We start from the raw sequence: 25,483 nt of genomic DNA, 5'->3' as shown, positions 1-25,483 counted from the left end.
TCATGACGGTGCCCCCTTGGTTCCTGCTGTGGTGCTACCAGGTGTGGTGGAACCGGATGCGGTGGCGCCCGATGCGGTGGCACCGGATGCGGTGATGCCGGAGGTCGCCGAGGCCTTCGTGTCGAAGGCCTTGAGCCGGTCGAGGACCTTGTCGGCGGTCGGGTCCGCCATCTTGTCCACGAGACGGCCGTCCGCCAGGAAGACGACCTCGTCGGCGTGGGCGGCGGCCACCGGGTCATGGGTGACCATGACGACCGTACGGTTCATCTGCCGCACCGCGCGGCCGAGGAGGCGCAGGACCTCATCGCCGGAGCGCGAGTCGAGGTTGCCGGTCGGTTCGTCGGCGAAGACGACGTCGGGCTGACCGGCGAACGCCCTTGCCACGGCGACGCGTTGCTGCTGACCGCCGGAGAGCTCGGCGGGCCGGTGGTGGAGCCGGTCGCGCAGCCCCACCACGTCGATGAGGGCGTCGGTCCACTCCGCCGCCGCACCGTCACCACGCCTGCCTGCGAGGTCCATCGGCAGCGTGATGTTCTCGGCCACGGTCAGCGTCGGCACCAGGTTGAAGGCCTGGAAGACGAAGCCGATGCGGTCGCGGCGCAGCAGCGTGAGACGTCGGTCGTCGAGGGCGCCCAGCTCGGTGTCGCCGATGTGGGCGGCCCCCGAGGTGAGGGTGTCGAGGCCCGCGGCACAGTGCATCAGGGTGGACTTGCCCGAGCCCGACGGGCCCATGATCGCGGTGAAGCGTCCGGCGGGAAACCCGACGCTCACCCCGTCCAGGGCCCGTACGGCGGTGTCACCACTGCCGTAGACCTTGACGGCCTCGGTGACGCGGGCGGCGTCGAGGGTGGTGGCGCCGCGGTGTCCGGTCGCGGTGGTCATGCCGCACCGCCCTTGGACGTACGCCCGAACTCCTCGTTCAGGACGGACAGACGCCGCCAGTACTCGTCCTCGTCGATCTCGCCGGAGGCGAAGCGACGGCCGAGCACGGCGATGGGCGAGTTCTCGTCGATGCGTACGGTGCGCTCGGCGCCGTCCCGCTGCCACGGAGCCCGGCGGCCGCGCCACACGGTGCGGCGCAGGAGGGTGATGCCGCCGATCACGACGGCCGCCCAGATGAGCGGGAAGAACAGGATCCACGGGCCGGGCCCGCCATCGAAGTGAGCCAGGGTGTTCATGGTGTCCATCTCCTCGGGAGCGATGTCTGCGGTGTGTTGTGCGATGTCTTGAGCCTCGCGCTCCGAGGGGGTCCGAGTCGTCGTACGGCCAGCGGCAGTGCGTGTACCACTGGGGGAGTACGTGGGGGCTGCGGGGCTGCTCCCGGTGAGGTCGGGGCGGCGGCCGGGAGTCGTGGCCGGGCGTTGTACGTACTGGTATGCACAGGGCTTCGTTGGCCGCCGCCTAGACCTCTGTACCTACTAGTATGTACAGTGCGTTCATGAGCACCCCGGAGCGTCTGATCGAGTCCACCCGCGAACTGCTGTGGGAGCGCGGCTACGTCGGCACGAGCCCCAAGGCGATCCAGCAGCACGCGGGCGCCGGGCAGGGCAGCATGTACCACCACTTCGCCGGGAAGCCCGACCTCGCGCTCGCCGCGATCCGGCGCACGGCACAGGAGATGCGCGCCACGGCCGACGGCGTCCTCGGCGGCACCGGATCGGCGTACGAACGCATCGAGGCGTACCTCCTGCGCGAGCGCGACGTCCTGCGCGGCTGCCCGGTCGGGCGGCTGACGATGGACCCGGACGTCGTCGCGAGCGACGAGCTGCGCGCGCCCGTCACCGAGACGCTCGACTGGCTGCGGGACCGGATCGCCGGAATCGTCCAAGAGGGCCAGGAGCGGGGCGAGTTCGCGGCCACGCTCGACGCGCAGGCGATCGCGGCGACGGTCGTCGCCACGGTCCAGGGCGGCTATGTGCTGGCCCGCGCCTCGGCCTCGCCCGCGGCTTTCGACACCGGAGTACGAGGCCTGCTGGCCCTCCTGTTCGCCGCCACCACCCCTGCCCCGTAGGCGCCACCACCCTTACCCCGCAAAGGAATTGAAGACCGTGCGCATCACTCGCAACCGCCCCGAAAGCAAGGCGGGCCCCGCCGAGAACTTCACCGGCACGGTGTGGCTGGACGAGATCGCCGCGCCGCCGTCCCCCTCCCGGCTACGGATGTTCAACGTCCGCTTCGCCCCCGGAGCGCACACCGCCTGGCACCGCCACCCGCACGGCCAAGTCCTGCACGTCCTGGACGGCGAGGGTCTGGTGCAGCGCGGGGGCGCCGAAGCGGAGACGATCCGCGCGGGAGACACCGTCTGGATCGAGCCGGACGAATGGCACTGGCACGGCGCCGCGCCCCGCACCTTCATGACACATCTGGCGGTCGTCGAGGCCACGGACGACGGCACGACCACGCACTGGGACGCGCACGTGGGCGCGGACGATTACGCGGCGGCCGCGGACGAACACCCGGCAGCCTGAGCCCGAGGAGCGAACCACCATGCACGTGATGCAGTACGAGATCACACTTCCGGCCGACTACGACATGGGCATCATCCGCAACCGGGTGGCGACCAAGGGCCACTTGCTGGACGACTACCCGGGCCTCGGCGCCAAGGCGTACCTGATCCGTGAGCGCGGCGTCGACGACTCCCCCGTGAACCAGTACGCGCCGTTCTACCTCTGGAACACCCCCGAGGGCATGAACTCCTTCCTCTGGGGCCCCGGATTCCAGGGCATCGTCGACGACTTCGGGCGGCCTGAGGTGCAGCACTGGACGGGCCTCGCCTTCGCCGAAGGGTCGGCGTCGGGCGAGCCCGCGAAGTCCGCCGTACGCCACCGGATGCGCATCCCTGCCCGCACCCATCTCGGCGGCCTGGCTACCGAACTCGCCGAGGAGGCAGGGCGTTTGGCACAACGCGAAGGGTCTGTGTACGCCGCGGCGGCCATCGACCCGCGCACATGGGAAGCACTGCTCTTCTCCGTCTGGGACCACGACTCCCCCAAGGGAGAGGGCGACGTGTTCCAGGTCCTGCACCTGTCCGCGCCGGAGCGGGGCCTCCTCCCTGGAGGGCGGCAGTGGTGAGCGCGGACCGCACGGATCGTACGGTCGGTGCGGCTCGCACCGTACGTACGGTGCTGGGAGACGTCGCACCCGAGAGCCTCGGGATCTGCGACGCCCACGACCACCTCTTCCTGACGAGCCCTCAACTCCCGGGCCAGGAAATGGACTCGGTCAACGCGGCGGGCCAAGAACTGGCGGCCTTCGGTGAGGCGGGCGGCGAGAGCCTGATCCAGTGGACGCCCTACGGGATGGGACGCCACGCGGGCAAGCTGCCCTCGCTGTCCCGGACGACGGGCGTACACGTCGTCGCGGCCACGGGTCTGCACCAAGCGGCGCACTACACAGCGGAGTTGCTGGACCACCTGAGAGCCGAAGGGCTCGCAGACCTCTTCGTAAGGGAGTTGACCGAGGGCATCGCCGACACCGGCGTACGGGCGGGCCTGACCAAGGTCGCGGGCGGCTTCCACGGCCTGGACGCGCACGCCCGCTGGACGATGGAAGCGGCGTCCGAGGCGCACCACGCCACCGGCGCCCCCATCGCCGTCCACCTGGAGCTGGGCACGGGCGCGCTGGACGTACTCGACCTGCTGTGCGGGAAGTTGGACGTGCCACCGGGGAAGGTGATCCTCGGCCACCTGAACCGTTCCCCCGACCTCGCGATTCACCACCGGGCCGCCGAAGCCGGCGCGTACCTCGCCTTCGACGGCCCCTCCCGCGCCCACCACGCCACGGACTGGCGCATGCCGGAAGCCGTACAGACCCTGACCGAAGCGGGCTTCGCGGATCAGTTGCTCCTGGGCGGCGACACGACGACATCCGGGGCACGCGCGACGAACGGCGGACCCGGGCTGCCGTACCTGCTGCGCGGGGTGCGGCCGCGACTCGAACTCGCCGCGGGGAAGGACGTGGTGGAGCGGATGCTGACGGTGAATCCGGGACGGGCGTTCGCGGTGGAGTGGGCGTAGAAGCGGCCGCGTTCAGACGACGACCTCGGCCCGGAAGTCCGCTGCCAGGTGCGAAAGCAGCCGCGCCGGTGCGTCGTCCTGGATCGTGTGGCCCGCGCCGTCCACCCAGGTCAGTTCGGCGTGCGGGATACGCGCGTGCAGGAACTCGGCGAACTCCGGTGGCAGCAGGCGGTCTTCGCTGCCCCAGATGATGCGGGTCGGCACGGTCACGTCGCCGAGGAGGGGCTCGAGCACGTCCGTCTGGGACTGTGCGAACTGGCGGTACTGACGGTAGAACGCCGCCTGGCCCTCCGTGCCGCGCCACGGGTCGATGTACGCGTCCAGGACACCCGGTCCGTAGCCGGTGTGCGTGGCGTGACGGAGGTGGCTGGCCACGAGTGACTCATGGGCGTAGTCGGGGAGTTGCTCGAAGACGTGCGCGTTCTCGCGGATGAGCTTGAAGTAGCCCGTCCCCCACTCACCCCCGCCGACCGCGTCCACCAGCGTCAGATCTCCGTACTCCGCACCCTCCAGGAGCAGCGCCCGCAGCGCCACCGCACCGCCCACGTCGTGCGCGACGACACTGGGGCGGGACACGCCCCAGTGCGCGAGGAGACCGGCGAAGATCCTCCCCTGTGCCGCAAGGCCGACGTCCTGCCCCTCCCGCTGCTCCGACTGCCCGAAGCCGAGCAGGTCCCAGACGTAGACCTTGCGCGTGCAGGCCAGGGCGGGGGCGATCTCGCGCCAGATGTACGACGAGAAGGGCGAGCCGTGCAGGAGGACCACCGGGTCGCCCTCACCGAGCGATGCCCACCTCACGTATCCGTCCGAGGTCTCGAACCTCTCCGCCAAGTGCCATGTCACTGGGTACCTCCCGCTGATCGGAATCCGCAGTCCGCCCTGTCGTCGACGCGGCCACTCGTCCACGCGGCCTGGAGATCGACGTTACCAGTAGAGCTTCTTAAGAGGTAACCCCCGACAACCCTCGCGGAGTCCTTGATTCGCATATTGCACTGGCCGTTCCAAAACCGGTATCGTACCGACATGGCCCGACCGAGAACCTTCGACGAGGAACGGGCCCTGGACGCGGCGATGCACGCCTTCTGGGCGAATGGTTACGAGGCCACCTCGACCCAGGATCTGTGCGACGCCACCGGCCTGGGCCGCAGCAGCATCTACAACACCTTCAGCAGCAAGCACGAGCTGTTCCGGCGAGCCCTGGCCCGCTACATCGACTCCATGACATCCATCCAGGTCGAGATCCTGGAGGATGCCGGGCGACCCCCGATGGACCGCCTCCGCGCCCTGTTCGCCCGCATCGTCGACTCCGAGTTCGAGTGCCGCAAGGACGGGCACAGCATCGGCTGCCTGACCGTCAACACGACCGTCGAGCTCGCCGGACGCGACCCCGAGGCCGCCGAGATGCTCGCGCGTGACCTCGCGATGCGGCTGTCCGCGATCAGCGCCGTCATCCGTGCAGGACAGAGCGGCGGCGACATCACGTCCGCGCGGGACGCGGCCGACCTGGCCCGCTTCGTGAACGCCATCATCGGCGGCATGCGGATCGCCGCCCAGGGCGGCGCCGATCGAGCCGCCCTCACCGCCATCGCCGAGACCGCCTTGGACGCACTGAACCGCTGAGCCGCTGAGCCGCTGAGCAGCCAAGCCACCCGCATCCCCACCCGTCGACCTGCCGGTTTCCCAGCCCCCCGGCAGCGATCCCGCACGCCTTCATTTTGAACTGATTTTGAACTGCTCAGTCCATAACCCATCACCCACGCCCTCTCCACCCCACCCCTGACAGGAGCCCCCATGCCCCGCGCCGTCTATCTCCTGGCCCTCGGCATCTTCGCCATGGTGACCAGCGAGTTCGTGGTCGCCGGTCTGATGCCGCAGATGGCCGACGGACTCGACGCCACGATTCCGGAGATCGGCTACCTGATCACCGCCTTCGCCGCGGCGATGGCCTTCGGCGGGCCCTTCCTCACCATCGCTCTGCTGAAGATGCGTCAGAAGTCCGCGCTGATAGTACTGTTCGGCATCTTCCTGACGGGCAACGTCCTCGCCGCCCTCGCCCCGGACTACCGCACCATGCTGGTGGCCCGCGTCATCACCGGCGTCGCATCGCAGGCCTTCTTCGGCGTCTCCATCTCGCTGTGCGCACAGCTCACCCGTCCCGAAGTCCGGGGCAGGGCCATCGCGGTGGCTCTCAACGGGCTGATGCTGGGCACGCTCCTCGGTCTGCCGCTCTCCACCGTCATCGGTGAACACCTGGGCTGGCGCGCGGCGTTCTGGGCCATCACCGGCCTGACCGTTCTCGCCGCGCTCGCCACTCTCGTCGGGGTTCCGCGCATCGAGCGCGCCGACGACGACGGCGGCAACCTCCGTCAGGAGCTCGGCGCCTTCCGCAACCCCCGCCTCTGGCTGACCCTCACCACCAGCACCTTCATCATCGGCGCCACGTTCTCCGCCTTCAGCTACCTCAACCCGATCCTCACCGAGGTCACCGGTTTCTCCACGGGCACGGTTCCTCTGCTGCTCATCGCATACGGAGCGGCCACCGTCATCGGCAACACCGTCGTCGGCCGGTTCGCCGACAAGCACGCCGTCCCTGTCCTGCTCACCGGCCTGCTGCTCAATCTGGCATTCCTCGCCGGCTTCGCTCTCTTCGCCCAACTGAGCGTGGCCGCCGTGGTGTTGATGATGGGTATCGGTCTGGTCGGGGTCACGATGAACCCGGCCCTGGTGACCCGCGTGCAGCGCACGGGCAACGCCCGGCCGCTGGTCAACACCGTCCACTCCTCGTTCATCACCCTCGGCATCATCATCGCGACGTCCGTCGGCGGCCCCGCCATCGATACGTTCGGTCTGCGGGCGCCGCTCTGGATCGGCGCCGCACTCGCCGCACTCGGCCTCGTCACACTGCTGCCCGACCTGAAGCGGATGCGCAAGCTGCGCGACGACCGAACTACGCCCGCCGCAAAGGCAGTTGAGGCGCCGATCAGCCCGGCCACGAAGAAGTCCGCGCAGAAGTCCGCGCAGGGGTCCGCAATGGAGTCAGCGAAGGAGTCCGCGCGCCTCTAGCCCAACGCCCCGAGGGGGTCGTCGAGCACCGGCTGCCAGGCCAACTCGGCGGCCCCCACCAGGCTGTTGTGGTCCAGCGTGCAGGCCAGGATCGGTACGCCGCCGCTGCGCCCCCACAGGCTCCGGTCGGCGACGACGGCACGCAGCCGCTCGGGGTCAGCCTCAAGGAGCGCGCGGTGCAGGCCGCCCAGGATGATGCGGTCCGGGTTCAGGATGTTCACCAGGCCCGCGAGCCCCAGGCCGAGGCGGTCGATCAGCTCCTCGGCGGCCGATCGGACCGCTGGGTCACCGCCCGCGTCGCGGAGCAGTTCGCGGGCCTGCTGCAACAGCCCTTCGGGGCCGGGCTCACGGCCCGCCGCCGTGAGGAAGGCCAGCGGGTCCGTCTCGACGTCCAGGCAGCCCCGGCTTCCGCAGTGGCACGGGCGGCCCTCCGGGTTGACGGTGAGGTGTCCGACCTCGAGCGCCAGCCCCGAACTGCCCGTGTGCAGGCGCCCGTCGAGGACGAGCGCGCCGCCCACACCCCGGTGCCCGGTCGCGACGCAGAGCAGATCGCGGGCTCCGCGCCCGGCGCCGTGCCGGTGCTCGGCGAGCGCCGCGAGGTTGACGTCGTTGGCGGCGAACGCGGGTCCCGTGATGCCCGCGTCCCGTACGCAGTCGGCGAAGATCTGGCGCACCTGCGAACCCGCGGGCCACGCCAGGTGCAGCGGATTGAGCGCGGTGCCCTCCGGTTCGGCGACGGCCGACGGCACGGCGAGGCCCGCGCCCACGCACCGCCTGCCCGTCTCCCGCAGCAGTTGCGCACCGGCGTCGATGACCGAGCCGAGCACCTGCGCCGGGTCGGCGTCGATCGTCTCGCAGCCGGGTGCGGTGGCGACGATCCGACCGCCGAGCCCGACGAGAGCGGCCCGGAACCCGTCCGAGTGCACCTGCGCGGCGAGCGCCACGGGGCCGTCCTCCGCGATGGAGAGCCCGTGCGAGGGGCGCCCCTGCGAACCCGCCGGCGCACTCGGCCGCGCGTCGATCCTGATCAGGCCGAGCGCCTCCAGCTCGGCGGCGACGGCGCCCGCGGTGGCACGGGTGACGCCGAGTTCGGCAGTGAGGACGGCACGGGTCGGGGCGCGCCCGGTGTGGACGAGCTCAAGGGCGGGACCGAGCGCGCCGCGCCCGCGCTCCAGGCGCGTACGCGTGGACAGATCCCCCTCGGTACGGGAGGCAGCCTTGCCGTTCATGAGGGCGAGTCTCCCATGATCCGTACGCCGCCTCGCCGTTCACGCGTCATCTGCTCGTGCACTGCGCTTCCGCCACCCTTCCCCTGCCACCTCGCGAGCACCTTCCGCACACCGGTGACCGCCGCCTCACAGGAACTGTCTTGTACGCCATGGGGGCACACCTCTACTCTGACTTTGTGCCGCTCCTAAACAAAACCACGTCCGCAGCGTCGCGGGCCACTCCCCCGGGCCTCGCCCGGCTCCGTGTCGCACTCACCGTCTTCTTCGCGCTCGACGGATTCATCTTCGCCGGGTGGGTCGTCCGCATCCCCGCCATCAAGGAACAGACCGGCGCTTCGGCGAGCGACCTGGGGCTCGCGCTGCTCGGGGTCTCAGCGGGCGCCGTCATCACGATGACGCTCACCGGACGGCTCTGCCGCCGCTTCGGCAGCCATCCGGTGACGGTGGTCTGCGGGGTGCTGCTTGCGCTGAGCATCGCGCTGCCGCCGCTGACGCACTCGGCGCTCGCGCTCGGGCTCGTACTGCTGGTGTTCGGGGCCGCCTACGGCGGGATCAACGTGGCGATGAACAGCGCCGCCGTCGACCTGGTGGCCGCGCTGCGGCGCCCGATCATGCCCAGCTTCCACGCGGCGTTCAGCCTGGGCGGCATGGTCGGCGCGGGGCTCGGCGGACTGATCGCAGGCTCCCTCTCCCCCACACGCCACCTGCTCGCACTCACCGTGATCGGCCTGATCGTCACCGCCGTGACAGGACGCGTTCTGCTGCGCCTCGGGCCCCCGGCCCCGCCGAGCGACGTCCGCCGTGAGGACGCGACCGGTGCCCCACGGCGCCTGGACAGCCGCACCCGCGGCCTGGTCATCGTCTTCGGCCTCATCGCCCTGTGCACGGCGTACGGCGAAGGAGCACTCGCCGACTGGGGCGCCCTGCACCTCGAACAGGACCTGAACGCCCACCCGGGCATGGCAGCCGCCGGCTACTCCTGCTTCGCGCTCGCCATGACGATCGGCCGCCTCAGCGGAACGACCCTCCTCGAACGCCTCGGCCAGACCCCGATACTCGTGGCCGGCGGCACCCTGGCCGCCGCAGGTATGCTCCTCGGCGCACTCGCCCCCTCCGTCTGGCTGGCGCTCATCGGCTTCGCCGTCACCGGCCTCGGCCTGGCCAACATCTTCCCCGTCGCCGTCGAACGCGCCGGCGCCCTGGCCGGCCCCAGCGGAGTCGCCACCGCCTCCACGCTCGGCTACGGAGGCATGCTCCTGGGCCCACCCGCCATCGGCTTCATGGCGGACTGGTTCACCCTGCCCACGGCCCTCACCAGCGTGGCCGTACTCGCGGCCCTCGCCGCGGCCATCGGCTACACCACCCGGCGGTGACCGTCGCCTGCCACCGGCCTGGCCCGGGACGCGCCCTCAGGCAGGGACGAAGACGTCCTCGTGGGCCCCGTCGAGGATGAACCCGTTGTCGAAGCGGACCCGCACGCTCACGCGAGGCGCCCGTTCCTGGAAGGCGGTCCACGCGGGTTCCAGAGAGCCGACCTTCTCTTCGAGCTGTCTCCTGCTCTCCGTGGGCATCTCGCACCCGAAGGCGTCGAGCAGCGACTTGAGCCGCTCGTACTCGCGCACGTCGTCGCTCTCGTCCTGGTGGCCGACCACCTGCTCGACGGTCCCGCCGGTGCCCGCCGCCAGGGACAGGAACCCGATGACGACCCCCGACACCTCGGCCGAATCGGTCAGCGGCGTGTCCGCTGCCAGCACCACCCGCTGGCCTGTCCTCAGAGTCATCTGCTCCCCATCTCCCCTGCGTCGGCTACGTCCGCTACGTCCACGCGGTGGTAGTACGGTCCCACGAGTTGATCGATCTCCGCCGCCGGGTCGAGGTCACAGCATGCGGTCGACCAGCCCGTCGACGTAGTCCGGGGTGATCTCCATGCCGAACAGGACGCGGATGTACATCGGGGCCAGGATGTGGTCCAGCACGCCGAGCGCGTCAGGTGCGTCTTCGCCACGCTCGCGGGCGCGATCGAGCATGGACTGCAGTTGCCGGGTGCGTTCGGCGCGGAGTTCCTCACCCGCCTCCAGACCCTGCTGCCCCTTGCTCGACAGGGCGACAGCCAGGCGCACCAGCAACAGGCCGTCGGGTCCGGTGATCTCGCGGGCCACGTTGGCCGCGTAGGTGCGCAGGTCGCCGGCCAGGCTCCCGGTGTCGGGCATCGGCGACTGCGCGTTGAGGCGGGTGAGCACCACGTCGCTGAGCAGGGTTTCCAGGCTGCCCCACCGGCGGTAGATGCTGCTGTCGGCCACGCCCGCGCGGGCTGCTACCTGGCCGACGGTGAAGTTGCCGTAGCCGCGCTCGTTGATCAGGTCGATGACGGCCTGGTGCACCTCCGCGCCGACGCGGGCGCTGCGCCCGCCCGGCCGCCGGACTCGCTGTCGCTCGTTCATGCCCCCCACCTTAACGCAGTTGCCACTTGCGTTTACGAGCTAACCCTCCTTACAGTCTCCTAACGCAGCCACCGGCTGCTTTAGTGCGCCCGAAGGCTGACCGCGTCGGCCGTGGAGAGGCGCAATTGACGATTGAGAGGAATCCCCATGGCTGCATCGCCTGAGGCCGCAGGCCGTCGGCCGAACCGGGCCGTGCTGCTCACGGTGACCTGCCTGGGCCAATTCATGGTCCTGCTCGACAACACGATTGTTGGAGCAGCGCTGCCCGATATGCAGCACCGGCTGCACACGGGGCTGACCGGTCTGCAGTGGATCGTCGACGCGTACGTACTGCTGGTCGCCATGCTGCTGCTGTCCGGCGGCATCTTCGCCGACCGGTTCGGCCGCAAGCGGGTGTACCTGACCGGCGTAGCGGTGTTCACCGTCGCGTCGGTGCTGTGCAGCCTCGCGCCCTCGGTCGGCTGGCTGGTCGCCGGCCGGGTGCTGCAGGGCATCGGGGCCGCGGCGCTGGCCCCTGCCTCGCTCGCCCTGCTCGTCGCCGCCTGCCCCGATCCGCAGGAACGGGTCAAGGCGATCGGGCTGTGGGCCGGATTCAGCGGAATCGGTCTGGCCGCGGGCCCCGTGGCCGGCGGCGTGCTGACGGATGCCTTCGGCTGGCCCGCCATCTTCCTGGTCAATCTGCCCATCGGCGCGGTCCTGCTGCTGGTCGGTCTGCGCAGCCTTGAAGAGACCCGCAATCCGGGCGCCCCCGCGATCGATGTCCCGGGGACGGTGCTGTCCGTTCTGGGGGTGGGGGCGCTGACCTACGGACTGATCGAGGGTGGTGCCCGCGGCTGGACGTCGCCGGTGATCCTGGGCAGCTTCACCGCCGCGGTGATCCTCCTCGGCGCGTTCGTCGCCGTCGAAGCGCGTCGCTGCGCTCCGATGCTGCCGCTGCCGCTGTTCCGGCAGCGCCTGTTCACCGTGTCCAACACCGCCATGGTCGTGGTGGGGTTCGCGCTCATGGGCTCGTCGTTCTTCTTCTCCCAGTTCTTCGTCTACGTCCAGGGCAGCTCGATCCTGCGCGCCGGCCTCCAGACCCTGCCGATGTCCGTCGCCATGGTGATCGTCAGCCCGTACGCGGGCCGGCTCGCCGCCCGGTACGGCTTCCGCGTCGTGGTCACCACCGGCCTGGCCCTGGCCGGCCTGGGCCTCCTTGCGCTCGGGATGGTGCACGCCGACACCGGCTACGGGAACGTGTGGTGGCGGCTTGGAGTCGTCGGCACCGGCTTCGCCCTGACCATGTCCCCACTGACGGGAGCCGCCATCCAAGCGGTCAGCCCGCAGGAAGGCGGCCTCGCGTCAGGTATCAGCAGCACCACCCGGCAGATCGGCGCGGTGCTCGGCGTGGCGGTACTCGGAGCCGTCGTCCGCACCCGGCAATCCGGCGGCGCCTCCTTCGAGACCGGCCTCAACAGCGCCTTCCTCGCTGCCGGCACCGTCACTGTGGCCACCGCAGTGTTCACCGGCCTGTGGCTGGCGAGGTCCAGTCCCGCGGAAGGCTCCGCGGCGCCGCTACGTCCCACCGACCCAGGTGCGGTCACCACCTCGAACGAGGCATCCGCGAACAGCCGTTGACGGCGACACCGGCCTTGGCCGGGATCGGCCGGGATCGGCCATGGCTTCGGCGAAAGGTACAGAAGGTGCGCCGATCCCGCTCTCCGGCTGCTCCCCCGCGCCTGCGGGAAGGCCCCCAGGACCAGGCCAGATCGAGGTACTGGGCGGAGACGCGACGGCGTCCACTGCCGTCTGGAAGGCGTCCGATCCGCTGCACGGCGAAGGCGGCGTCGAAGATTGGGAGCATGCCCGCGGCTGCGTGCACGACGCCTGGACTCAGTACAGTGCCGCGTCAGCGGCGGTCACTGGACGTCTCGCGGAGCACGACCGGCAGTTCATGGCTGGGTTCGAGGCCAAGAAGCCCCTGGAGGTCGCGTTCCAGGTAGCCGCACGGCGGGCGCTGGGAACCGATACCTGAGTCACCCGAAGCCGAGGAGGTGGCGCACAGCGGAATTCCGGGTCAGCCACCGGTTGCGGACGCGGATCCGAGCCGTCCGGCTCGTGGGTGTACTGCGTCCCGTACAACTGGGGCTCGCCTGCCGCGACCAGAACCCGGTCGGTGAGGCAGGCAAGGTGACGTGCAGATGCCTCTCCTGCTGCGACGGCGGTCTTCATGAGCTCAAGTACCCGCCGCTGGAACGCTGGAGCGCTGGAGCGCGATCCGCATGCTGCGCAAGAAGCCATGCTTCCTCGGCGCCTCGTTCACCGACCATCCCGACTCCCGGCCGCCGGACGCCCCCCGTCATAGGCGGCAGCTGATCTCCATGCCGTCCTCGACGGGGAAGGTCACGCTCTGGTAGCCGTTGGCCGGGTCGCGGACGTAGCTCAGGTAGGGGCGCAGACTGTCGAGATCGACGTCGTCGGCGATGACGAGGGTGCCTGGTTCGAGGCGAGGCTCCAGCAGGTGCAGGACCGGCAGGCAGAGGTCCTTCCAGCCGTCGAGCAGGACGAGATCGGCAGGAGTGTCGAGGTCCCTGAGGGTGTGCCGGGCGTCTCCCTCGAGGACGGTGATCACGTCGTCCAGGCCGGTCTCGGCGAAGGTGCGGCGAGCCGCTGCGATTTTGGTCCTGCTCAGTTCCGTGGTGATGACGCGCCCCGTGCCGTTGTCGCGTACGCCGGCGGCCAGGTACAGCGTGGAGATCCCGAAGGACGTGCCGAATTCCACGACGGTGCTGGGGCGGACGGCTCGGACCAGGTTGTAGAGCAGTTGCCCGCCCGCGGCGGAGATCGGCATATAGATCTCCGCCGCGGCGTCGGACTGTTCCTGTGGCGTCGTCGGGGCGAACCCTTCGGGCAGCTTCTCCCTGGCGAGGGCTGCGGCGTCTGCGTCGTGTGCTGCGCGCGCGAACATCTGGCTGAGTGCGGCCTCGACCCGGGGGTCGGCGAGGGTGTGTGTGCGGGTCATGAATCCTAGAGTAGACGCAACGTTGCGTTTAATCTAGAGCTTCTACCCTGTACCCCAGGGAGGCGCTAATGGGACGCGCGGTACAAGGCGACGAGGCCATCACTGGCTCGTCCGCAGGGCGGCATCACGGCAACCGGCACGGACGCAGCGCTGCGGCCAGGCAGGCGGTGCTCGAGGCGGCCGACGACCTGCTGGCCGAGAAGGGCTATGCCGGCGTCACGATCGAGGGCATCGCGGCGCGCGCCGGCGTGGCCAAGCAGACCGTGTACCGCTGGTGGAAATCCAAGACCGCAGTCCTCATGGACGCCTTCCTGCAGGACGCGACCGAGGAGCTGACACCGGCCGATCTGGGTGACCTGACCGAGGACTTGCGCTCCTATCTGCGCCAACTGGCGCAATTCCTGAGCCAGTCCGACTCGGGAGCCGTCTTCCGGGCCCTGATCGCACAGGCACAGCATGACCCCGTCTTCGCCGAGGACTTCCGGGACAGGTTCCTCAACGAGCAGCGCGTGCGCGACCGTCTACCGCTGGAGCGCGCCATGCAGCGCGGAAGGCTGCCCAGCAGTGTCGACGTGACCGCCGAGACCGACCAACTCGTGGGTCCGCTCTACTACCGCGTCCTGGTCACCGGCGAACCCATCGAGCCCGAGTTCATCGACCGACTCGTCGACGGGTTCCTGCGACGCTCGACCTGACCGGCCACCGCACCGGGACCCGCCCGCAGCAGTGGCGGTACTCGCGCGCACTCCATCCGGCACACTCCATCCGGCACAATCCCCCGTATGAAGACTGCCGGTACGGAGATCGCCGAACACCTTGAAGTCCTCGACGCGGAAGGCAAGTTGCTGGCCCGCGCAGCCGAAGCGGCCGGGACGAGCGCCAAGGTGACCACCTGCCCCGACTGGACCGTGCGCGATCTGCTGCGACACACGGGAGCGGTGCATCGCTGGGCGGCGGCGTTCGTCGCCGACGGGCACACCTCGCCGCGGCCCATCGGCGACGCGCCGGACCTGGACGGCGCGGCCCTGCTCGACTGGTACAGGCAGGCGCACGGCGACCTGGTCGCCACGCTGCGCGCCGCCGCGCCGGACGTGCGGTGCTGGGCGTTCCTGCCCGCTCCGAACCCCCTCGCGTTCTGGGCGCGGCGGCAGGCGAACGAGACGACGATCCACCGCGTGGACGCCGAGTCCGCGCGCGGGGGTGCGCCGTCGCCGATCGGTACGGAGTTCGCCGCTGACGGGATCGACGAGCTGCTCCGCGGGTTCCACGCGCGCGCCCGCAGCAGGGTGCGCACCCAGGAGCCCCGGGTCCTGCGCGTACGGGCGACGGACGCGGGCGCGGACGCCGTGTGGACCGTGCACCTGTCCCCGGAACCGCCCGTCACGGAGCGGGGCGGCGACGGTCCGGCCGAGTGTGAGCTTTCGGGGCCCGCCGAGCACCTCTACCTCGCGCTGTGGAACCGCGCGCCGATCCCGCACGTCACCGGCGACACCGCGCTGAGCACCCTGTGGAGCGAGACGTCGGGCGTGTGAGCCCCGGGGCACTTGCACCCGGGTACTTGCACCCGGGGCCACTTACGCTCAGGGCTACTTGGAGCCGGGTTCCGCCAGCATCCGGCCGAGGACCGCGCGCTGCAGCGGCCGCACCTCCGCGTGCAGTTCGCGTCCCTTGCCGGTGAGCACGACCCGCACCCCGCGCCGGTCCTCGCTGCACATGGCGCGCTCCACGAGGCCGTCCTTCTCCAGCCGGCCGATGAGGCGGGACAGCGCGCTCTGGCTCAGGTGCACCCGGCCCGCGATGTCCTGCACGCGGTAGGCGCAGTCACCGTCCGCCGCGGCGCCCTCGGAGAGCACGTCGAGGACTTCGAAATCGCTGGCCCCGAGGCCGTGCTCACGCAGGGCGTTGTCGAGTTCGCACAGGGTGCGCGCGTGCACCGCGAGGATGCCGCGCCATTGGTCCACGAGCCCTTGCTCGGCCTTCTTCGCCGCCATGACATCGCACGGTAGCAGAAAAGACCCCCTTTGTTGCATCGGAATTAAATGCACTTGCACTCAATGCATGCGCATGTACTGTGCTCCGCATGACTTCTCCGCTCACAGCTGTCTCCGCGTCCCCGGAGCGCTGGTCCCCGCGACTGTGGGGCACACTGCTCGTGCTCTGCGCCGCGATGTTCCTCGACGCGCTCGACGTGTCGATGGTCGGCGTCGCCCTGCCCTCCATCGGCTCCGAACTGAACCTCTCCACCTCGACCCTGCAGTGGGTCGTCAGCGGCTACATCCTCGGCTACGGCGGCCTCCTGCTCCTGGGTGGCCGCGCCGCCGACCTGCTCGGCAGGCGCCGCGTCTTCTTGATCGCGCTCGCCGTCTTCGCCCTCGCCTCGCTCCTCGGCGGGTTCGTCGACTCCGGTCCGCTGCTGATCGCCAGCCGCTTCATCAAGGGCCTGAGCGCCGCGTTCACCGCGCCCGCAGGTCTGTCCATCATCACCACGACGTTCGCCGAGGGCCCGGTCCGCAACCGCGCGCTCACCATCTACACCACCTGCGCCGCCACCGGCTTCTCCATGGGGCTCGTCCTGTCCGGACTGCTCACCGAGGCCAGCTGGCGCCTGACGATGCTGCTGCCCGCGCCCATCGCCGTCATCGCGCTGATCGCCGGACTCAAGCTGATCCCGCGCAGCGCCCGCGAGAAGAACGTCGGCGGATACGACGTGCCGGGCGCCGTCACCGGCACGGCGGCGATGCTGCTGCTCGTCTTCACCGTCGTCGAGGCACCGGAGGCCGGCTGGGCCTCGGCCCGCACCCTCCTGTCGTTCCTCGCCGCGGCCGTGCTGCTCGCCGTCTTCGTACGCATCGAACTGCGCACCGCGAGCCCCCTGATCCGCCTCGGCGTCCTGCGCTCGGGGCCCCAACTCCGGGCGCAGATCGGCGCGATGACGTTCTTCGGCGGTTACGTCTCCTTCCAGTTCCTGGCCACGCAGTACTTCCAGACGCTGCTCGGCTGGTCCGCCCTGGAGACCGCGCTGGCCTTCCTGCCCGCGGGCGCCCTGGTCGCGCTGTCGTCCACGAAGGTCGGTTCTGTGATCGACCGGTTCGGCACACCGCGGGTCATCGTGGCGGGCTTCGTCCTGCTCGTCGCCTCGTACGTCCTGTTCCTGCGCGTCAGCCTCACCCCGTCGTACGCCTCCATGGTCCTGCCGTCCATGATCCTGCTCGGTTTCGCGTGCGCCCTGGTCTTCCCCTCACTCAACATCCAGGCCACCAACGGCGTGCACGACGACGAGCAGGGCATGGTGTCGGGCCTCCTGAACACCTCGATCCAGGTGGGCGGCGCGATCTTCCTCGCCGTCGTCACCGCCGTGATCACCGCGGCCTCGCACGGCGCGGACGCCTCGCCGCAGGCCGTGCTCGACAGCTACCGCCCCGGCCTGATCGTGGTCACGGCGATCGCGGTCGCCGGACTCCTGATCACCCTCACCGGGCTGCGGCCCCGCCGCAGGCGTCCCGCACAGGAGACGATCGTGGTCGTGAAGTCCGTGCAGCGCGAGGCCGACGAGGAGCGGGTGGCCGTCCGCGACTGACCGGGCCGATCATCAATACGCGTCCTCCGGTGGGCAGTTGCTTGCCCGCCGGAGGCGCACCCCTGACACTCGGGGCATGGGGCAAAGGACGCAGGCCCAGCGGGACGAGGCCACCGTGGAGATCGGTTTCGCGCTCTTCGTCGCCACGACGCTCGCGGGTGCCGCCTTCTTCGCCGTGCCGGCGGCGGCCCACTTCATCGGCCTGTCATCGCCCTCGGGGCACACGCTGAACCAGGTCCGCAGGATCGCCGCCGCCGCGGTCTTCGTCGTGTCCGTGGTGACGGTCCTCGTGCGCCACCGGCGGGCGCGTCAGCCCAGCCAGCCGGGGCGCACCAAGCCCGACTCGTAGGCCAGGACGACCAGTTGGGCGCGGTCGCGGGCACCCAGCTTCACCATGGTCCGGCTCACGTGGGTCTTCGCGGTGAGCGGGCTGACGACCAGACGACGGGCGATCTCCTCGTTCGACAGGCCGATGCCGACCAGCGCCATCACTTCCCTTTCCCGCTCGGTGAGTTCGCCGAGCGGCTCGGGGCCCGTGGGCTCCTTGGAGCGGGCGGCGAACTCGGCGATCAGACGCCGCGTCACGCCGGGCGAGAGCAGCGCGTCGCCGTCGACCACCGCGCGGACGGCGCGCAGCAGTTCCTCGGGTTCGGTGTCCTTGACCAGGAAGCCCGACGCCCCGGAGCGGATCGCCTCGAAGACGTACTCGTCCAGCTCGAAGGTGGTGAGCATGACCACCTTCACGTCGTTCAGGTCCGGTTCGTCGGTGATCCTCCGGGTCGCGGCGAGACCGTCGAGCAGCGGCATGCGGATGTCCATCAGGACGACATCGGGGCGCAGTTCGCGCACCATGCGCACCGCCTCCTCGCCGTCCGCCGCCTCGCCCGCGACCTCGATGTCCCGCTGGGCGTCGAGCAGTGCCTTGAAACCGGCCCTGACCAGCGACTGGTCGTCGGCGAGCAGTACGCGGATCACTGGTCCTCCTGAGGTGCCGAGCGGGTGGGCAGTACGGCGGTGACCCGGAATCCACCGTCCGGGCGCGAGCCCGCCTCGATCGTGCCATTCAGGGCGGCGGCGCGCTCGCGCATCCCCGCAAGACCGTTGCCGCTGCCCCCCGCGTCCGCGCCGGTGGCAGGGCCGTCGTCGTCCACGCGCAGGGTGAGCGCCGCGGCCTCGTACCGCACGAGCACGCGCGCGTGCCGCGATCCGGAGTGCCGTACGACGTTGGTCAGGGCCTCCTGGACGATGCGGAAGGCGGCGAGGTCGACGCCGGGCGCCAGCTTCTTGCCGGTCCCCTGGGTGTCGACTTCGACGGTGAGTCCCGTACTTGCGGCCTGCTGCACGAGCTCGGGCAGGCGGTCGAGCCCCGGGGCCGGGGCTCGGGGTGCCTCACCGGGCGTACGCAGGGTGTCCAGGACCTGCCTGACCTCCCCGAGCGCCTCCTTGCTCGCGGCCTTGATGGTGGTCAGGGCGGTGCGGGCCTGCTCGGGATCGGAGTCGAGCAGCGCGAGGCCGACGCCCGCCTGGACGTTGATCACGGAGATGCTGTGCGCGAGGACGTCGTGCAGCTCGCGCGCCATGCGCAGGCGTTCCTCGTCGGCGCGCCGCTTGGCGGCCTGCGCACGCTCGGCACGCTCCTTCATCCACTGCTCGCGGCGCACGCGGGCCAGCTCGGACACGGCGATGATGGCGACCACCCAGACGGCGACGACGGTCTCCTCGCCCCAGGTCCGTGCGTTGTCGCCGTCCGGCGGCAGCCATCTGTAGAGCCAGTGCGCGACAAGGAGATGTCCCGCCCACAGCATCCCGACGGCGCCCCACGCCGCGCGCCGGTGCCCGGAGACGACCGCGGCGAAGCAGCCGACGGCGACGGTGATCAGGACCGGGCCGTACGCATATCCGGCGCCGAGGTACACCAGCGCTGTCCCTGCCGTGAAGTACGCGACCGGGACGGGGTGGCGGTGGCGCAGCAGGAGCGAGAGCGTGCCCGCGAGCAGCAGGAGCCGGGCCCAGACGTCCAGGTCCTGCCGGTCGAGCTGGCCCTCGGCGGCGTACTTGGAGCCGACCTGCACGAACACGGTGATCGCCAGCGTCGTCAGCCAGGGCAGCCTGCTGACGTCCCCCGCGTCGTCGCGTCGGTTCCACCAGGGCGGCCCCTGCCGCCATGCCGGCGGTCCGCCCCAGGGCAGGGGCGGACCGCCGCGCCTGTGTTCGCGCTGCTCGTCCATGACGGCAACGCTAGACCGCGGGGTGGGCGGCGGGCGTCAGCCGAGCGTGGCGATCACGCGTACTCCCGCTGGAGTACCTCGGGGGTCTTGTCACCCTCCGGGACTTCGTGCAGGCCGAAGCGCCGGTGCAGCCGGCGCAGCGGAGCGGGCGCCCACCAGTTGGCGCGGCCCGCGAGCCGCATGGCGACCGGCAGCAGGACGACGCGGATGAGGGTGGCATCCACGAGGATCGTCAGGGCGGTGCCGACGCCCAGTTCCTTGAGGAAAACGACGCCTCCGGTCGCGTACGTGAGGAACGAGAGCGCGAGGATCCCGGCCGCCGCGGTGATCAGCGGGGCACTGCGCCGGATCCCGGTCGCCACCGCCCGCTCCGTGTCGCCGACCCGCTCGTACTCCTCCTTGATCCGCGCCAGCATGAACACCTCGTAGTCCATCGACAGGCCGTAGGCGACGCAGAACATCAGCACCGGGATGCTCGGCTCGATCGACCCGGTGGGCGTGAAGCCGAGGAGCCCGGACAGGTGGCCCTCCTGGAAGACCCATACCAGGCACCCGAACATCACCGACAGGCTGAGCAGATTGAGCACGGTCGCCTTGGCGGGCAGGAGCAGGCTGCCGGTCATCAGGAACAGGATGGCGAAGGTGGCGACGAGGATGAGGCCGACGGCGTACGGGAGGCGGTCCAGGAGGGTGGCGCGGAAGTCGGTGGTCTCGGCCGGGTAGCCGCCGACCAGGGCGGCCGCAGGTTCCGGGGTGTCGCGGACGGCGCCGACGAAGGCGGGTACGTCGCCGCGCATCGCCGCCTGGGTCGGGATCAGCGTCAGGCGGGATCCTCCTCCTCGGGGTGTGACCTCCGAGGGCCCGGTGCGGTGGCCGTCCTGATAGCGGCCGGTCGGGGCGTCCACCTCGAACACGCCCTGGATGCGGGAGAGTTCGGCGGCGTACCGCTGTGTGGCCCCGGCGCTCGCCGCCTCCCGGAGCACGACCTGGACGGCGTCGGTCGGTTCGGCGGGGAACTCCTCGTGGATGGTCTCGGAGGTGGTGCGGGACGAGGTGCCGGTGGGCAGGGCCCGCTCGTCCGGCAGGCCGAACCGCAGGCCGAGCAGCGGTGACGCGGCGAACAGCAGGACGCCGATCACGGCCGCGCCCGCGGCGAGCGGGCGGCGCATCGCGGCGAGCGCGACCCGCTGCCAGAGGCCGCCGGCCGTGCGCTGCGGGCGCTCCACGCGGTGGCCCCAGCGGGCGAGCGCGGCGGGCAGCAGGAGCAGCGCTCCGGCCACCGCGGTCACGACGACGAGTACTCCCGCGTACGCGAAGGAGCTCAGGAAGAAGAACGGGAACACAAGGAGCGCGCAGAGCGAGACGGCCACGGTGACCCCGCTGAAGATCACGGTGCGTCCGGCCGCGGCGGTCGCGCGGACCACGGCGTGCGGCTGCGCGTGCCCCGCGTGCCGTTCCTCGCGGTAGCGGTTGATGACGAAGAGGCTGTAGTCGATGCCGAGTCCGAGGCCCAGGACGAGTGCGAGGTTCGCCGCGAACGTCGACACTTCGGTGACCTGCGCGATCGCCCGGAGTCCTGCGAGCGTGCCGACGACCGAGAGCAGTCCGACGCCGACGGTGAGCAGGGCCGCCACGGTGCGCCGGTAGACGAGGATCAGCAGGAGCACGACGGCGGGCAGGGCGATCATCTCGGCGCGCAGGAAGTCGGCGCGTGCCTGCTCGCCGACCTGCCGGGAGATCTCCTCCTGGCCGCCGACGGAGACCGTCAACTGTGGTGTGGTGCGGGCCAGTTGAGGCGAGAGGGTGGCGAGCCGCTCGCGGGTGTCCGTGGCGCTGCCCTCCAGGCGGGCGAGGATCAGGGCGCGTTCGCCGTCGGAGGCGCGCAGGGCCGGGCTCTTGCCGGTCCAGTAGGCGCTGACATCGGTGACGCCCAGGATGTCCCGCACCTCGGCGGCCAGTTGGCGCGCGGCGGCCGTCGTGCGCGGCGAGTCGACGTCGCCGTCGCGGGCCGTGACGAGGAGCGCGAGGTTGGGATTCCCCGTGCCGTACTCCTCGCGCAGGATGTCGGCCGCGCGCACGGACTCGGTGCCCGGCGCGTCCCAGCGCGCGAGGTCGAGGTCGGCCTGGGCGCCGGCTCCGTAGGCGCCGAGGCCGAGGAAGGCCAGTACCACGCCGATCAGTACGGCGCGGCTGCGCCGCACCACGAAACGGCCGAGCCGGGTCAGCATCGCTGTCTGCCTCTCTCCCGGGACCCCCCGTACGGGATCCGGTGCCGCCACCGTCGCGGCCACCGCTGGAAGGGTCACTGGAAGGCCCGCTGGAAGATCCACTGGAACGCGGGCGGGCGGGTGCGCGCGGGTGCCGGGTTACGCTCGGCGCATGGGTGGTGTGGGGATGTCCGCGGGGATGCGCTTCGAACTGCTGGGTCCGCTGCGGGCGTTGCGCGGCGCCGAGGAGGTGCCGCTCGGGCCGCCGAAGCAGCGCGCCGTGCTCGCGGTCCTGCTCCTCCAGGAGGGGCGGCCTCTCTCGTACGAGGGCCTGGTCGACGCCGTGTGGGGTGACGAACCCCCGGTCCATGTGCGCAATCTCGTGCAGAAGTACGTCTCCGGGGTGCGGCGCGCCTTCGCGTCGGCGGGGACGACGGACGCGACAGGTACGACGGGCGGCCCGGCCCTGACGTGGACCGGCAGCGGCTACCGGCTCTCCGACGCCGTGGCCGACGATCTGCGCGAGCGGCGGCAGTTGGTCGATGCGGCGCTCGCCGCGCGTGAGTCGGGGCAGCTGCGCCACGCGGGCGAACTCGTCGACCGTGCCGAGGCGTTGTGGCGCGGCGAGTTCGCGGAGGGTCTCAACGCCCCGTATCTGGCGGCGGAACGGCTCCGGTGGCGCGAGAAGCGGCTGACCGTCCTGGAGGCCCGGATCGCCGGGGAGATCGAACTCGGCCGCTCCTTCGAGTACGTCCACGAACTGATCAGGCTCGTCGCCGCCCACCCTCTGCGCGAGCGCACGGTCGAACTCCTGATGAACGCCCTGTACCGCACCGGCCGTTCCTCGGACGCGCTGCTCGCCTTCGAGGAGGCACGGCGCCGGATCGCGGACGCCATGGGCGCGGACCCGGGCCCCGCGCTGCGTTCCCTGCACGAGCGGATGCTGCGCCAGGACCCGGAGCTCCTCACCACGCGGACGTCGGCTCCCGTGCCGGCGGCCTGAGGGCACCCATCCCCGATCAATGGGCCGGAGGCTACTTCTGCTCCAACAGGCCCACACCATGGGCGAGTTGAGTGACCGAGTAGGAGAAGAAGGCCGAACGGTCCTCGACGACGCGGTTGAACTGCCCGAACACCTCGAAGCCCACGAGCCCGAACAGCTGGGCCCATGCCGCGACCATCGCCGCGATCACCGCGGGCGGCAGGTCGGGTGCCAGATCAGCGGCCATCCGCTCGGCCTCGGGACGCAGCCCGCCCGGCAGCGGCCGCACGGCGACTCCGCGCCCCTGATGGGCGTCGCGCACGATGCCGATGAGCAGCAGCCCGACGCGGGCCGCGGCTTCGATCGTGGAGGCGGGCGCGCTGTAGCCGGGTACGGGCGAGCCGTAGATGAGGGCGTACTCATGAGGATGCGCGAGCGCCCAGGACCGTACGGCCTCGCACACGACCGTCCAGCGCCGCACGGGTCCGGCCGACGCGACCTCGGCGTGCGCACCCTCGGCGGCGGCACCGAGGGAGTCATAGGCGTCGATGATGAGGGCGGTCAGGAGCTCGTCGCGGCTGGGGAAGTAGCGATAGAGGGCGGAGGAGACCATGCCGAGCTCGCGGGCCACGGCGCGCAGCGAGAGCTTGGCGGCGCCGTCGGCGGCCAGCTGTCTGCGCGCCTCGTCCTTGATGGCGGCGGTGACTTCGACTCGGGCGCGGGCCCTGGCCCCGCTGGTGGCACTACTCATACGGGCAGTGTGCCACGGGTTCGGAGCAGTGCGCTAAAACGGGATCGGCGCACTCATTCAAGAGCACCGCACATTTTCGAGAGCACTGCTCTTGAAATGGGGCACCGATCTCGTGCACACTGCTCTTAAGCGAGAGCAGTGCTCTCGAAACCTCTCCCGACTCTGGCGGTCACCATGTCTTCGTCCTCGGCATCCTCGTCCTCGGCGTCCTCCTCCGGCTCCCCCGCCCCCTACTACCTCAAGGGCAGCCCCCTGAACGTGCGGCTCAACAGCATGATCGGGTGGCTCGCGCGGCGCGGCGTCAGCCTGATGGGGTCGGCCGAGCTCTCCGTACGGGGCCGCAAAAGCGGGCAGATGCAGCGCGTCCCGGTGAACCCGTTCACGTACGAAGGCGGCCAGTACCTGGTCTCGGCCCGTGGGCACTCGCAGTGGGTGCGCAACATGCGCGTGGCGGGCGGCGGCGAGCTGCGCGTGGGGCGCAAGGTCCGCGCGTTCACGGTCGAGGAGGTCGCGGACGCCGAGAAGCTGCCGCTCCTGCGCGGCTATCTGGAGAAGTGGGGCTGGGAGGTCAACCAGTACTTCAAGGGCGTCACCGCCAAGTCCACGGATGCGGAGATCGAGGCGGCCGCCGCCGACCACCCCGTCTTCCGCGTCACCGTCACCAAGTGACCTACCGGTCGAGCGCGCTCAGTGCCCGTCCCGCCAGCGGATGGTTCCGCACCAGCTCGCCCAGCGTCGTCGAGCCACGGGTGATCCTCGCGAACGCGTTCCACGCGGGCCGGAACCCGGTGATCGCCGCGTGCAGCGCGCCCGGACGGCGCTCGAAGAGGGTGAGCATGCGCCGCCCGACACTCATCTCGACGCCGAGTCCCGCCTTGACGGCGAAGGCGTAGTTCAGGGCCTGGCGGCGGGCGTCGACCGCGTCGTGCGCCTCGCCGATCCGCACGGCCCACTCCCCCGCGAGGCGCCCCGAGCGCAGCGCGAAGGAGATGCCCTCACGGGTCCACGGCTCAAGCAGCCCCGCCGCGTCACCGCACACCACGACCCGGCCGCGCGAGAGCGGCGAGTCGTCGCTGCGGCAGCGCGTCAGGTGGCCGGAGGAGATGCTCGGCTCGAAGCCCGCGAGGCCGAGGCGGGCGATGAAGTCCTCCAAGTACCGCTTGGTGGCCGAGCCTTCGCCGCGCGCGGAGATGACACCGACGGTGAGCGTGTCGCCCTTGGGGAACACCCATCCGTAACTGCCCGGCATCGGGCCCCAGTCGATCAGGACCCGGCCCGCCCAGTCCTCGGCGACGCTCTGCGGCACCGGGATCTCGGCCTCAAGCCCCAGGTCCACCTGGTCGAGCTTCACGCCGACATGTGCTCCTATGCGGCTCGCGCTGCCGTCGGCCCCGACGACCGCGCGGGCGAGCACCGTCTCGCCGCCCTGCAGCACCACGGCGACCGTGCGCCGGTCGGGCACCGCGGAGCCGTGCTGCTCCACGCGCGCGACGGTGACTCCGGTGCGCACCTCGGCGCCCGCCTTCTGTGCGTGCTCGACCAGTTGCTGGTCGAACTCGGGGCGGTTGATGAGCCCGAAGAGCATCTGCTTCGAGCGGCGGGTGCGGGAGAACTTGCCGTCCAGGGAGAACGTCACCGCGTGCACCCGGTCCCTGAAGGGCAGTTCGAACCCGGGCGGGAGCGCGTCACGCGAGGGGCCGATGATGCCGCCGCCACACGTCTTGTACCGGGGCAGTTCGGCTTTCTCCAGGATGAGGACGCTGCGTCCCGCGACGGCTGCCGCATAGGCCGCCGACGCCCCGGCGGGCCCTGCTCCCACCACGACGACGTCCCACACGTACTGAGCGTCGTCCGCTGAGTTCTCGCTGCTCACGTTGGTCTACCGCTCCCGATCCAGCTGTTGGCCGCGCTTTCCAAGGCATCCTACGGCGGGCACCTCCGGCACCCTCCTGTGGGAGGATCACCACACCCGCATACGTACAACGTCG

Annotated in this window: 28 protein-coding genes; 14 read left to right on the top strand and 14 right to left on the bottom strand. The window is 70.9% G+C overall.

Annotated elements, in window-relative coordinates; all coding sequences use genetic code 11:
* Together M4V62_RS36995 and M4V62_RS36990 are read right to left on the bottom strand one after the other, a co-directional pair.
* Nucleotides 1-882, bottom strand: coding sequence for an ABC transporter ATP-binding protein (locus M4V62_RS36995; protein WP_249591548.1), 882 nt, complete (start codon nucleotides 880-882; stop codon nucleotides 1-3).
* Entirely contained in the window at nucleotides 879-1,178 is a 300-nt protein-coding gene (locus tag M4V62_RS36990; RefSeq protein ID WP_249591547.1) for an SHOCT domain-containing protein, read from the bottom strand. The genes M4V62_RS36995 and M4V62_RS36990 overlap by 4 nt, the downstream gene beginning before the upstream one ends.
* A gap of 260 nt (nucleotides 1,179-1,438) precedes the next feature.
* Here M4V62_RS36990 and M4V62_RS36985 point away from each other — a divergent pair, with 260 nt between their 5' ends.
* The 4 genes from M4V62_RS36985 to M4V62_RS36970 are packed head-to-tail and all read left to right on the top strand — an operon-like array spanning nucleotide 1,439 to nucleotide 4,016.
* Nucleotides 1,439-2,011 (top strand): TetR/AcrR family transcriptional regulator, encoded by a 573-nt coding sequence (locus M4V62_RS36985; protein ID WP_249591546.1) that lies wholly within the window; start codon nucleotides 1,439-1,441, stop codon nucleotides 2,009-2,011.
* A gap of 37 nt (nucleotides 2,012-2,048) precedes the next feature.
* Nucleotides 2,049-2,468 carry a (R)-mandelonitrile lyase gene (locus M4V62_RS36980; protein ID WP_249591545.1) on the top strand — a complete coding sequence of 140 codons (420 nt, stop codon included), beginning with the start codon at nucleotides 2,049-2,051 and terminating at the stop codon, nucleotides 2,466-2,468.
* 19 nt (nucleotides 2,469-2,487) lie between these two features.
* Nucleotides 2,488-3,072 (top strand): DUF4865 family protein, encoded by a 585-nt coding sequence (locus M4V62_RS36975; RefSeq protein ID WP_249591544.1) that lies wholly within the window; start codon nucleotides 2,488-2,490, stop codon nucleotides 3,070-3,072.
* 50 nt (nucleotides 3,073-3,122) lie between these two features.
* A complete protein-coding gene (locus M4V62_RS36970; RefSeq protein WP_249591543.1) occupies nucleotides 3,123-4,016 on the top strand; it encodes a phosphotriesterase family protein in 894 nt (297 codons plus the stop codon).
* A gap of 12 nt (nucleotides 4,017-4,028) precedes the next feature.
* Here M4V62_RS36970 and M4V62_RS36965 read toward each other — a convergent pair whose 3' ends face one another.
* A complete protein-coding gene (locus M4V62_RS36965) occupies nucleotides 4,029-4,859 on the bottom strand; it encodes an alpha/beta fold hydrolase (protein ID WP_249591542.1) in 831 nt (276 codons plus the stop codon).
* Between the two features lie 180 nt (nucleotides 4,860-5,039).
* On the opposite strand from M4V62_RS36965, the gene M4V62_RS36960 reads away from it, so the two are divergent.
* Both M4V62_RS36960 and M4V62_RS36955 read left to right on the top strand, forming a co-directional pair.
* A complete protein-coding gene (locus M4V62_RS36960) occupies nucleotides 5,040-5,636 on the top strand; it encodes a TetR/AcrR family transcriptional regulator (protein WP_249591541.1) in 597 nt (198 codons plus the stop codon).
* 171 nt (nucleotides 5,637-5,807) lie between these two features.
* Entirely contained in the window at nucleotides 5,808-7,079 is a 1,272-nt protein-coding gene (locus M4V62_RS36955; RefSeq protein WP_249591540.1) for an MFS transporter, read from the top strand.
* Here the strand turns inward: M4V62_RS36955 and M4V62_RS36950 are convergent.
* Nucleotides 7,076-8,308: an ROK family protein gene (locus tag M4V62_RS36950; protein WP_249591539.1), complete on the bottom strand. Its 1,233-nt coding sequence runs from the start codon at nucleotides 8,306-8,308 to the stop codon at nucleotides 7,076-7,078. The genes M4V62_RS36955 and M4V62_RS36950 overlap by 4 nt on opposite strands.
* A gap of 176 nt (nucleotides 8,309-8,484) precedes the next feature.
* Between M4V62_RS36950 and M4V62_RS36945 the strand changes: the two genes are divergently transcribed.
* A complete protein-coding gene (locus M4V62_RS36945; RefSeq protein WP_344646357.1) occupies nucleotides 8,485-9,681 on the top strand; it encodes an MFS transporter in 1,197 nt (398 codons plus the stop codon).
* A gap of 36 nt (nucleotides 9,682-9,717) precedes the next feature.
* Here M4V62_RS36945 and M4V62_RS36940 read toward each other — a convergent pair whose 3' ends face one another.
* Together M4V62_RS36940 and M4V62_RS36935 are read right to left on the bottom strand one after the other, a co-directional pair.
* Nucleotides 9,718-10,089 (bottom strand): hypothetical protein, encoded by a 372-nt coding sequence (locus tag M4V62_RS36940; RefSeq protein WP_249591537.1) that lies wholly within the window; start codon nucleotides 10,087-10,089, stop codon nucleotides 9,718-9,720.
* Between the two features lie 96 nt (nucleotides 10,090-10,185).
* A complete protein-coding gene (locus tag M4V62_RS36935; RefSeq protein ID WP_249591536.1) occupies nucleotides 10,186-10,749 on the bottom strand; it encodes a TetR/AcrR family transcriptional regulator in 564 nt (187 codons plus the stop codon).
* Between the two features lie 147 nt (nucleotides 10,750-10,896).
* On the opposite strand from M4V62_RS36935, the gene M4V62_RS36930 reads away from it, so the two are divergent.
* Nucleotides 10,897-12,366, top strand: a complete 1,470-nt coding sequence (locus M4V62_RS36930) for an MFS transporter (protein ID WP_249591535.1) — start codon at nucleotides 10,897-10,899, stop codon at nucleotides 12,364-12,366.
* A 255-nt stretch (nucleotides 12,367-12,621) separates the two neighbouring features.
* On the opposite strand, the gene M4V62_RS43985 is transcribed toward M4V62_RS36930, so the two are convergent.
* Nucleotides 12,622-12,960 carry a hypothetical protein gene (locus M4V62_RS43985; protein ID WP_430626884.1) on the bottom strand — a complete coding sequence of 113 codons (339 nt, stop codon included), beginning with the start codon at nucleotides 12,958-12,960 and terminating at the stop codon, nucleotides 12,622-12,624.
* A gap of 127 nt (nucleotides 12,961-13,087) precedes the next feature.
* Nucleotides 13,088-13,750 (bottom strand): O-methyltransferase, encoded by a 663-nt coding sequence (locus tag M4V62_RS36925; protein ID WP_249591534.1) that lies wholly within the window; start codon nucleotides 13,748-13,750, stop codon nucleotides 13,088-13,090.
* Nucleotides 13,751-13,818: 68 nt separating this feature from the next.
* On the opposite strand from M4V62_RS36925, the gene M4V62_RS36920 reads away from it, so the two are divergent.
* Nucleotides 13,819-14,445 carry a TetR/AcrR family transcriptional regulator gene (locus M4V62_RS36920; RefSeq protein WP_249591533.1) on the top strand — a complete coding sequence of 209 codons (627 nt, stop codon included), beginning with the start codon at nucleotides 13,819-13,821 and terminating at the stop codon, nucleotides 14,443-14,445.
* Between the two features lie 87 nt (nucleotides 14,446-14,532).
* Nucleotides 14,533-15,282 (top strand): maleylpyruvate isomerase family mycothiol-dependent enzyme, encoded by a 750-nt coding sequence (locus M4V62_RS36915; protein WP_249591532.1) that lies wholly within the window; start codon nucleotides 14,533-14,535, stop codon nucleotides 15,280-15,282.
* Nucleotides 15,283-15,336: 54 nt separating this feature from the next.
* Here M4V62_RS36915 and M4V62_RS36910 read toward each other — a convergent pair whose 3' ends face one another.
* On the bottom strand, nucleotides 15,337-15,741 hold the full coding sequence (locus M4V62_RS36910) for a MarR family winged helix-turn-helix transcriptional regulator (RefSeq protein ID WP_249591531.1): 405 nt from the start codon (nucleotides 15,739-15,741) through the stop codon (nucleotides 15,337-15,339).
* Nucleotides 15,742-15,830: 89 nt separating this feature from the next.
* Here M4V62_RS36910 and M4V62_RS36905 point away from each other — a divergent pair, with 89 nt between their 5' ends.
* Nucleotides 15,831-17,327, top strand: coding sequence for an MFS transporter (locus M4V62_RS36905; RefSeq protein WP_249591530.1), 1,497 nt, complete (start codon nucleotides 15,831-15,833; stop codon nucleotides 17,325-17,327).
* A 76-nt stretch (nucleotides 17,328-17,403) separates the two neighbouring features.
* Entirely contained in the window at nucleotides 17,404-17,676 is a 273-nt protein-coding gene (locus M4V62_RS36900; RefSeq protein WP_249591529.1) for a DUF6332 family protein, read from the top strand.
* Here the strand turns inward: M4V62_RS36900 and M4V62_RS36895 are convergent.
* The 3 genes from M4V62_RS36895 to M4V62_RS36885 are packed head-to-tail and all read right to left on the bottom strand — an operon-like array spanning nucleotide 17,637 to nucleotide 21,783.
* Complete coding sequence (locus M4V62_RS36895) at nucleotides 17,637-18,302, bottom strand: response regulator transcription factor (protein ID WP_249591528.1); 666 nt, start codon at nucleotides 18,300-18,302, stop codon at nucleotides 17,637-17,639. The genes M4V62_RS36900 and M4V62_RS36895 overlap by 40 nt on opposite strands.
* The gene (locus M4V62_RS36890) at nucleotides 18,299-19,555 is read right to left on the bottom strand and encodes a sensor histidine kinase (protein WP_249591527.1); all 1,257 of its coding nucleotides are present in this window, start codon (nucleotides 19,553-19,555) and stop codon (nucleotides 18,299-18,301) included. The genes M4V62_RS36895 and M4V62_RS36890 overlap by 4 nt, the downstream gene beginning before the upstream one ends.
* Before the next feature lie 53 nt (nucleotides 19,556-19,608).
* On the bottom strand, nucleotides 19,609-21,783 hold the full coding sequence (locus M4V62_RS36885) for an MMPL family transporter (protein ID WP_249591526.1): 2,175 nt from the start codon (nucleotides 21,781-21,783) through the stop codon (nucleotides 19,609-19,611).
* Between the two features lie 151 nt (nucleotides 21,784-21,934).
* Between M4V62_RS36885 and M4V62_RS36880 the strand changes: the two genes are divergently transcribed.
* Nucleotides 21,935-22,765, top strand: coding sequence for an AfsR/SARP family transcriptional regulator (locus M4V62_RS36880; RefSeq protein WP_249591525.1), 831 nt, complete (start codon nucleotides 21,935-21,937; stop codon nucleotides 22,763-22,765).
* Nucleotides 22,766-22,796: 31 nt separating this feature from the next.
* On the opposite strand, the gene M4V62_RS36875 is transcribed toward M4V62_RS36880, so the two are convergent.
* On the bottom strand, nucleotides 22,797-23,495 hold the full coding sequence (locus tag M4V62_RS36875; RefSeq protein ID WP_249591524.1) for a TetR/AcrR family transcriptional regulator: 699 nt from the start codon (nucleotides 23,493-23,495) through the stop codon (nucleotides 22,797-22,799).
* A gap of 174 nt (nucleotides 23,496-23,669) precedes the next feature.
* Here M4V62_RS36875 and M4V62_RS36870 point away from each other — a divergent pair, with 174 nt between their 5' ends.
* Nucleotides 23,670-24,164 (top strand): nitroreductase family deazaflavin-dependent oxidoreductase, encoded by a 495-nt coding sequence (locus tag M4V62_RS36870; protein WP_249591523.1) that lies wholly within the window; start codon nucleotides 23,670-23,672, stop codon nucleotides 24,162-24,164.
* Between the two features lies 1 nt (nucleotide 24,165).
* Here the strand turns inward: M4V62_RS36870 and M4V62_RS36865 are convergent, their stop codons facing one another.
* Nucleotides 24,166-25,368: a geranylgeranyl reductase family protein gene (locus M4V62_RS36865; RefSeq protein WP_249591522.1), complete on the bottom strand. Its 1,203-nt coding sequence runs from the start codon at nucleotides 25,366-25,368 to the stop codon at nucleotides 24,166-24,168.
* Between the last annotated feature and the right edge of the window lie 115 nt (nucleotides 25,369-25,483).

This window comes from Streptomyces durmitorensis (genome assembly GCF_023498005.1).
GTDB classification, from domain to species: domain Bacteria; phylum Actinomycetota; class Actinomycetes; order Streptomycetales; family Streptomycetaceae; genus Streptomyces; species Streptomyces durmitorensis.
Note: the sequence above shows the minus strand (reverse complement) of the source record. Positions and strands in the feature narration are given on the sequence as shown.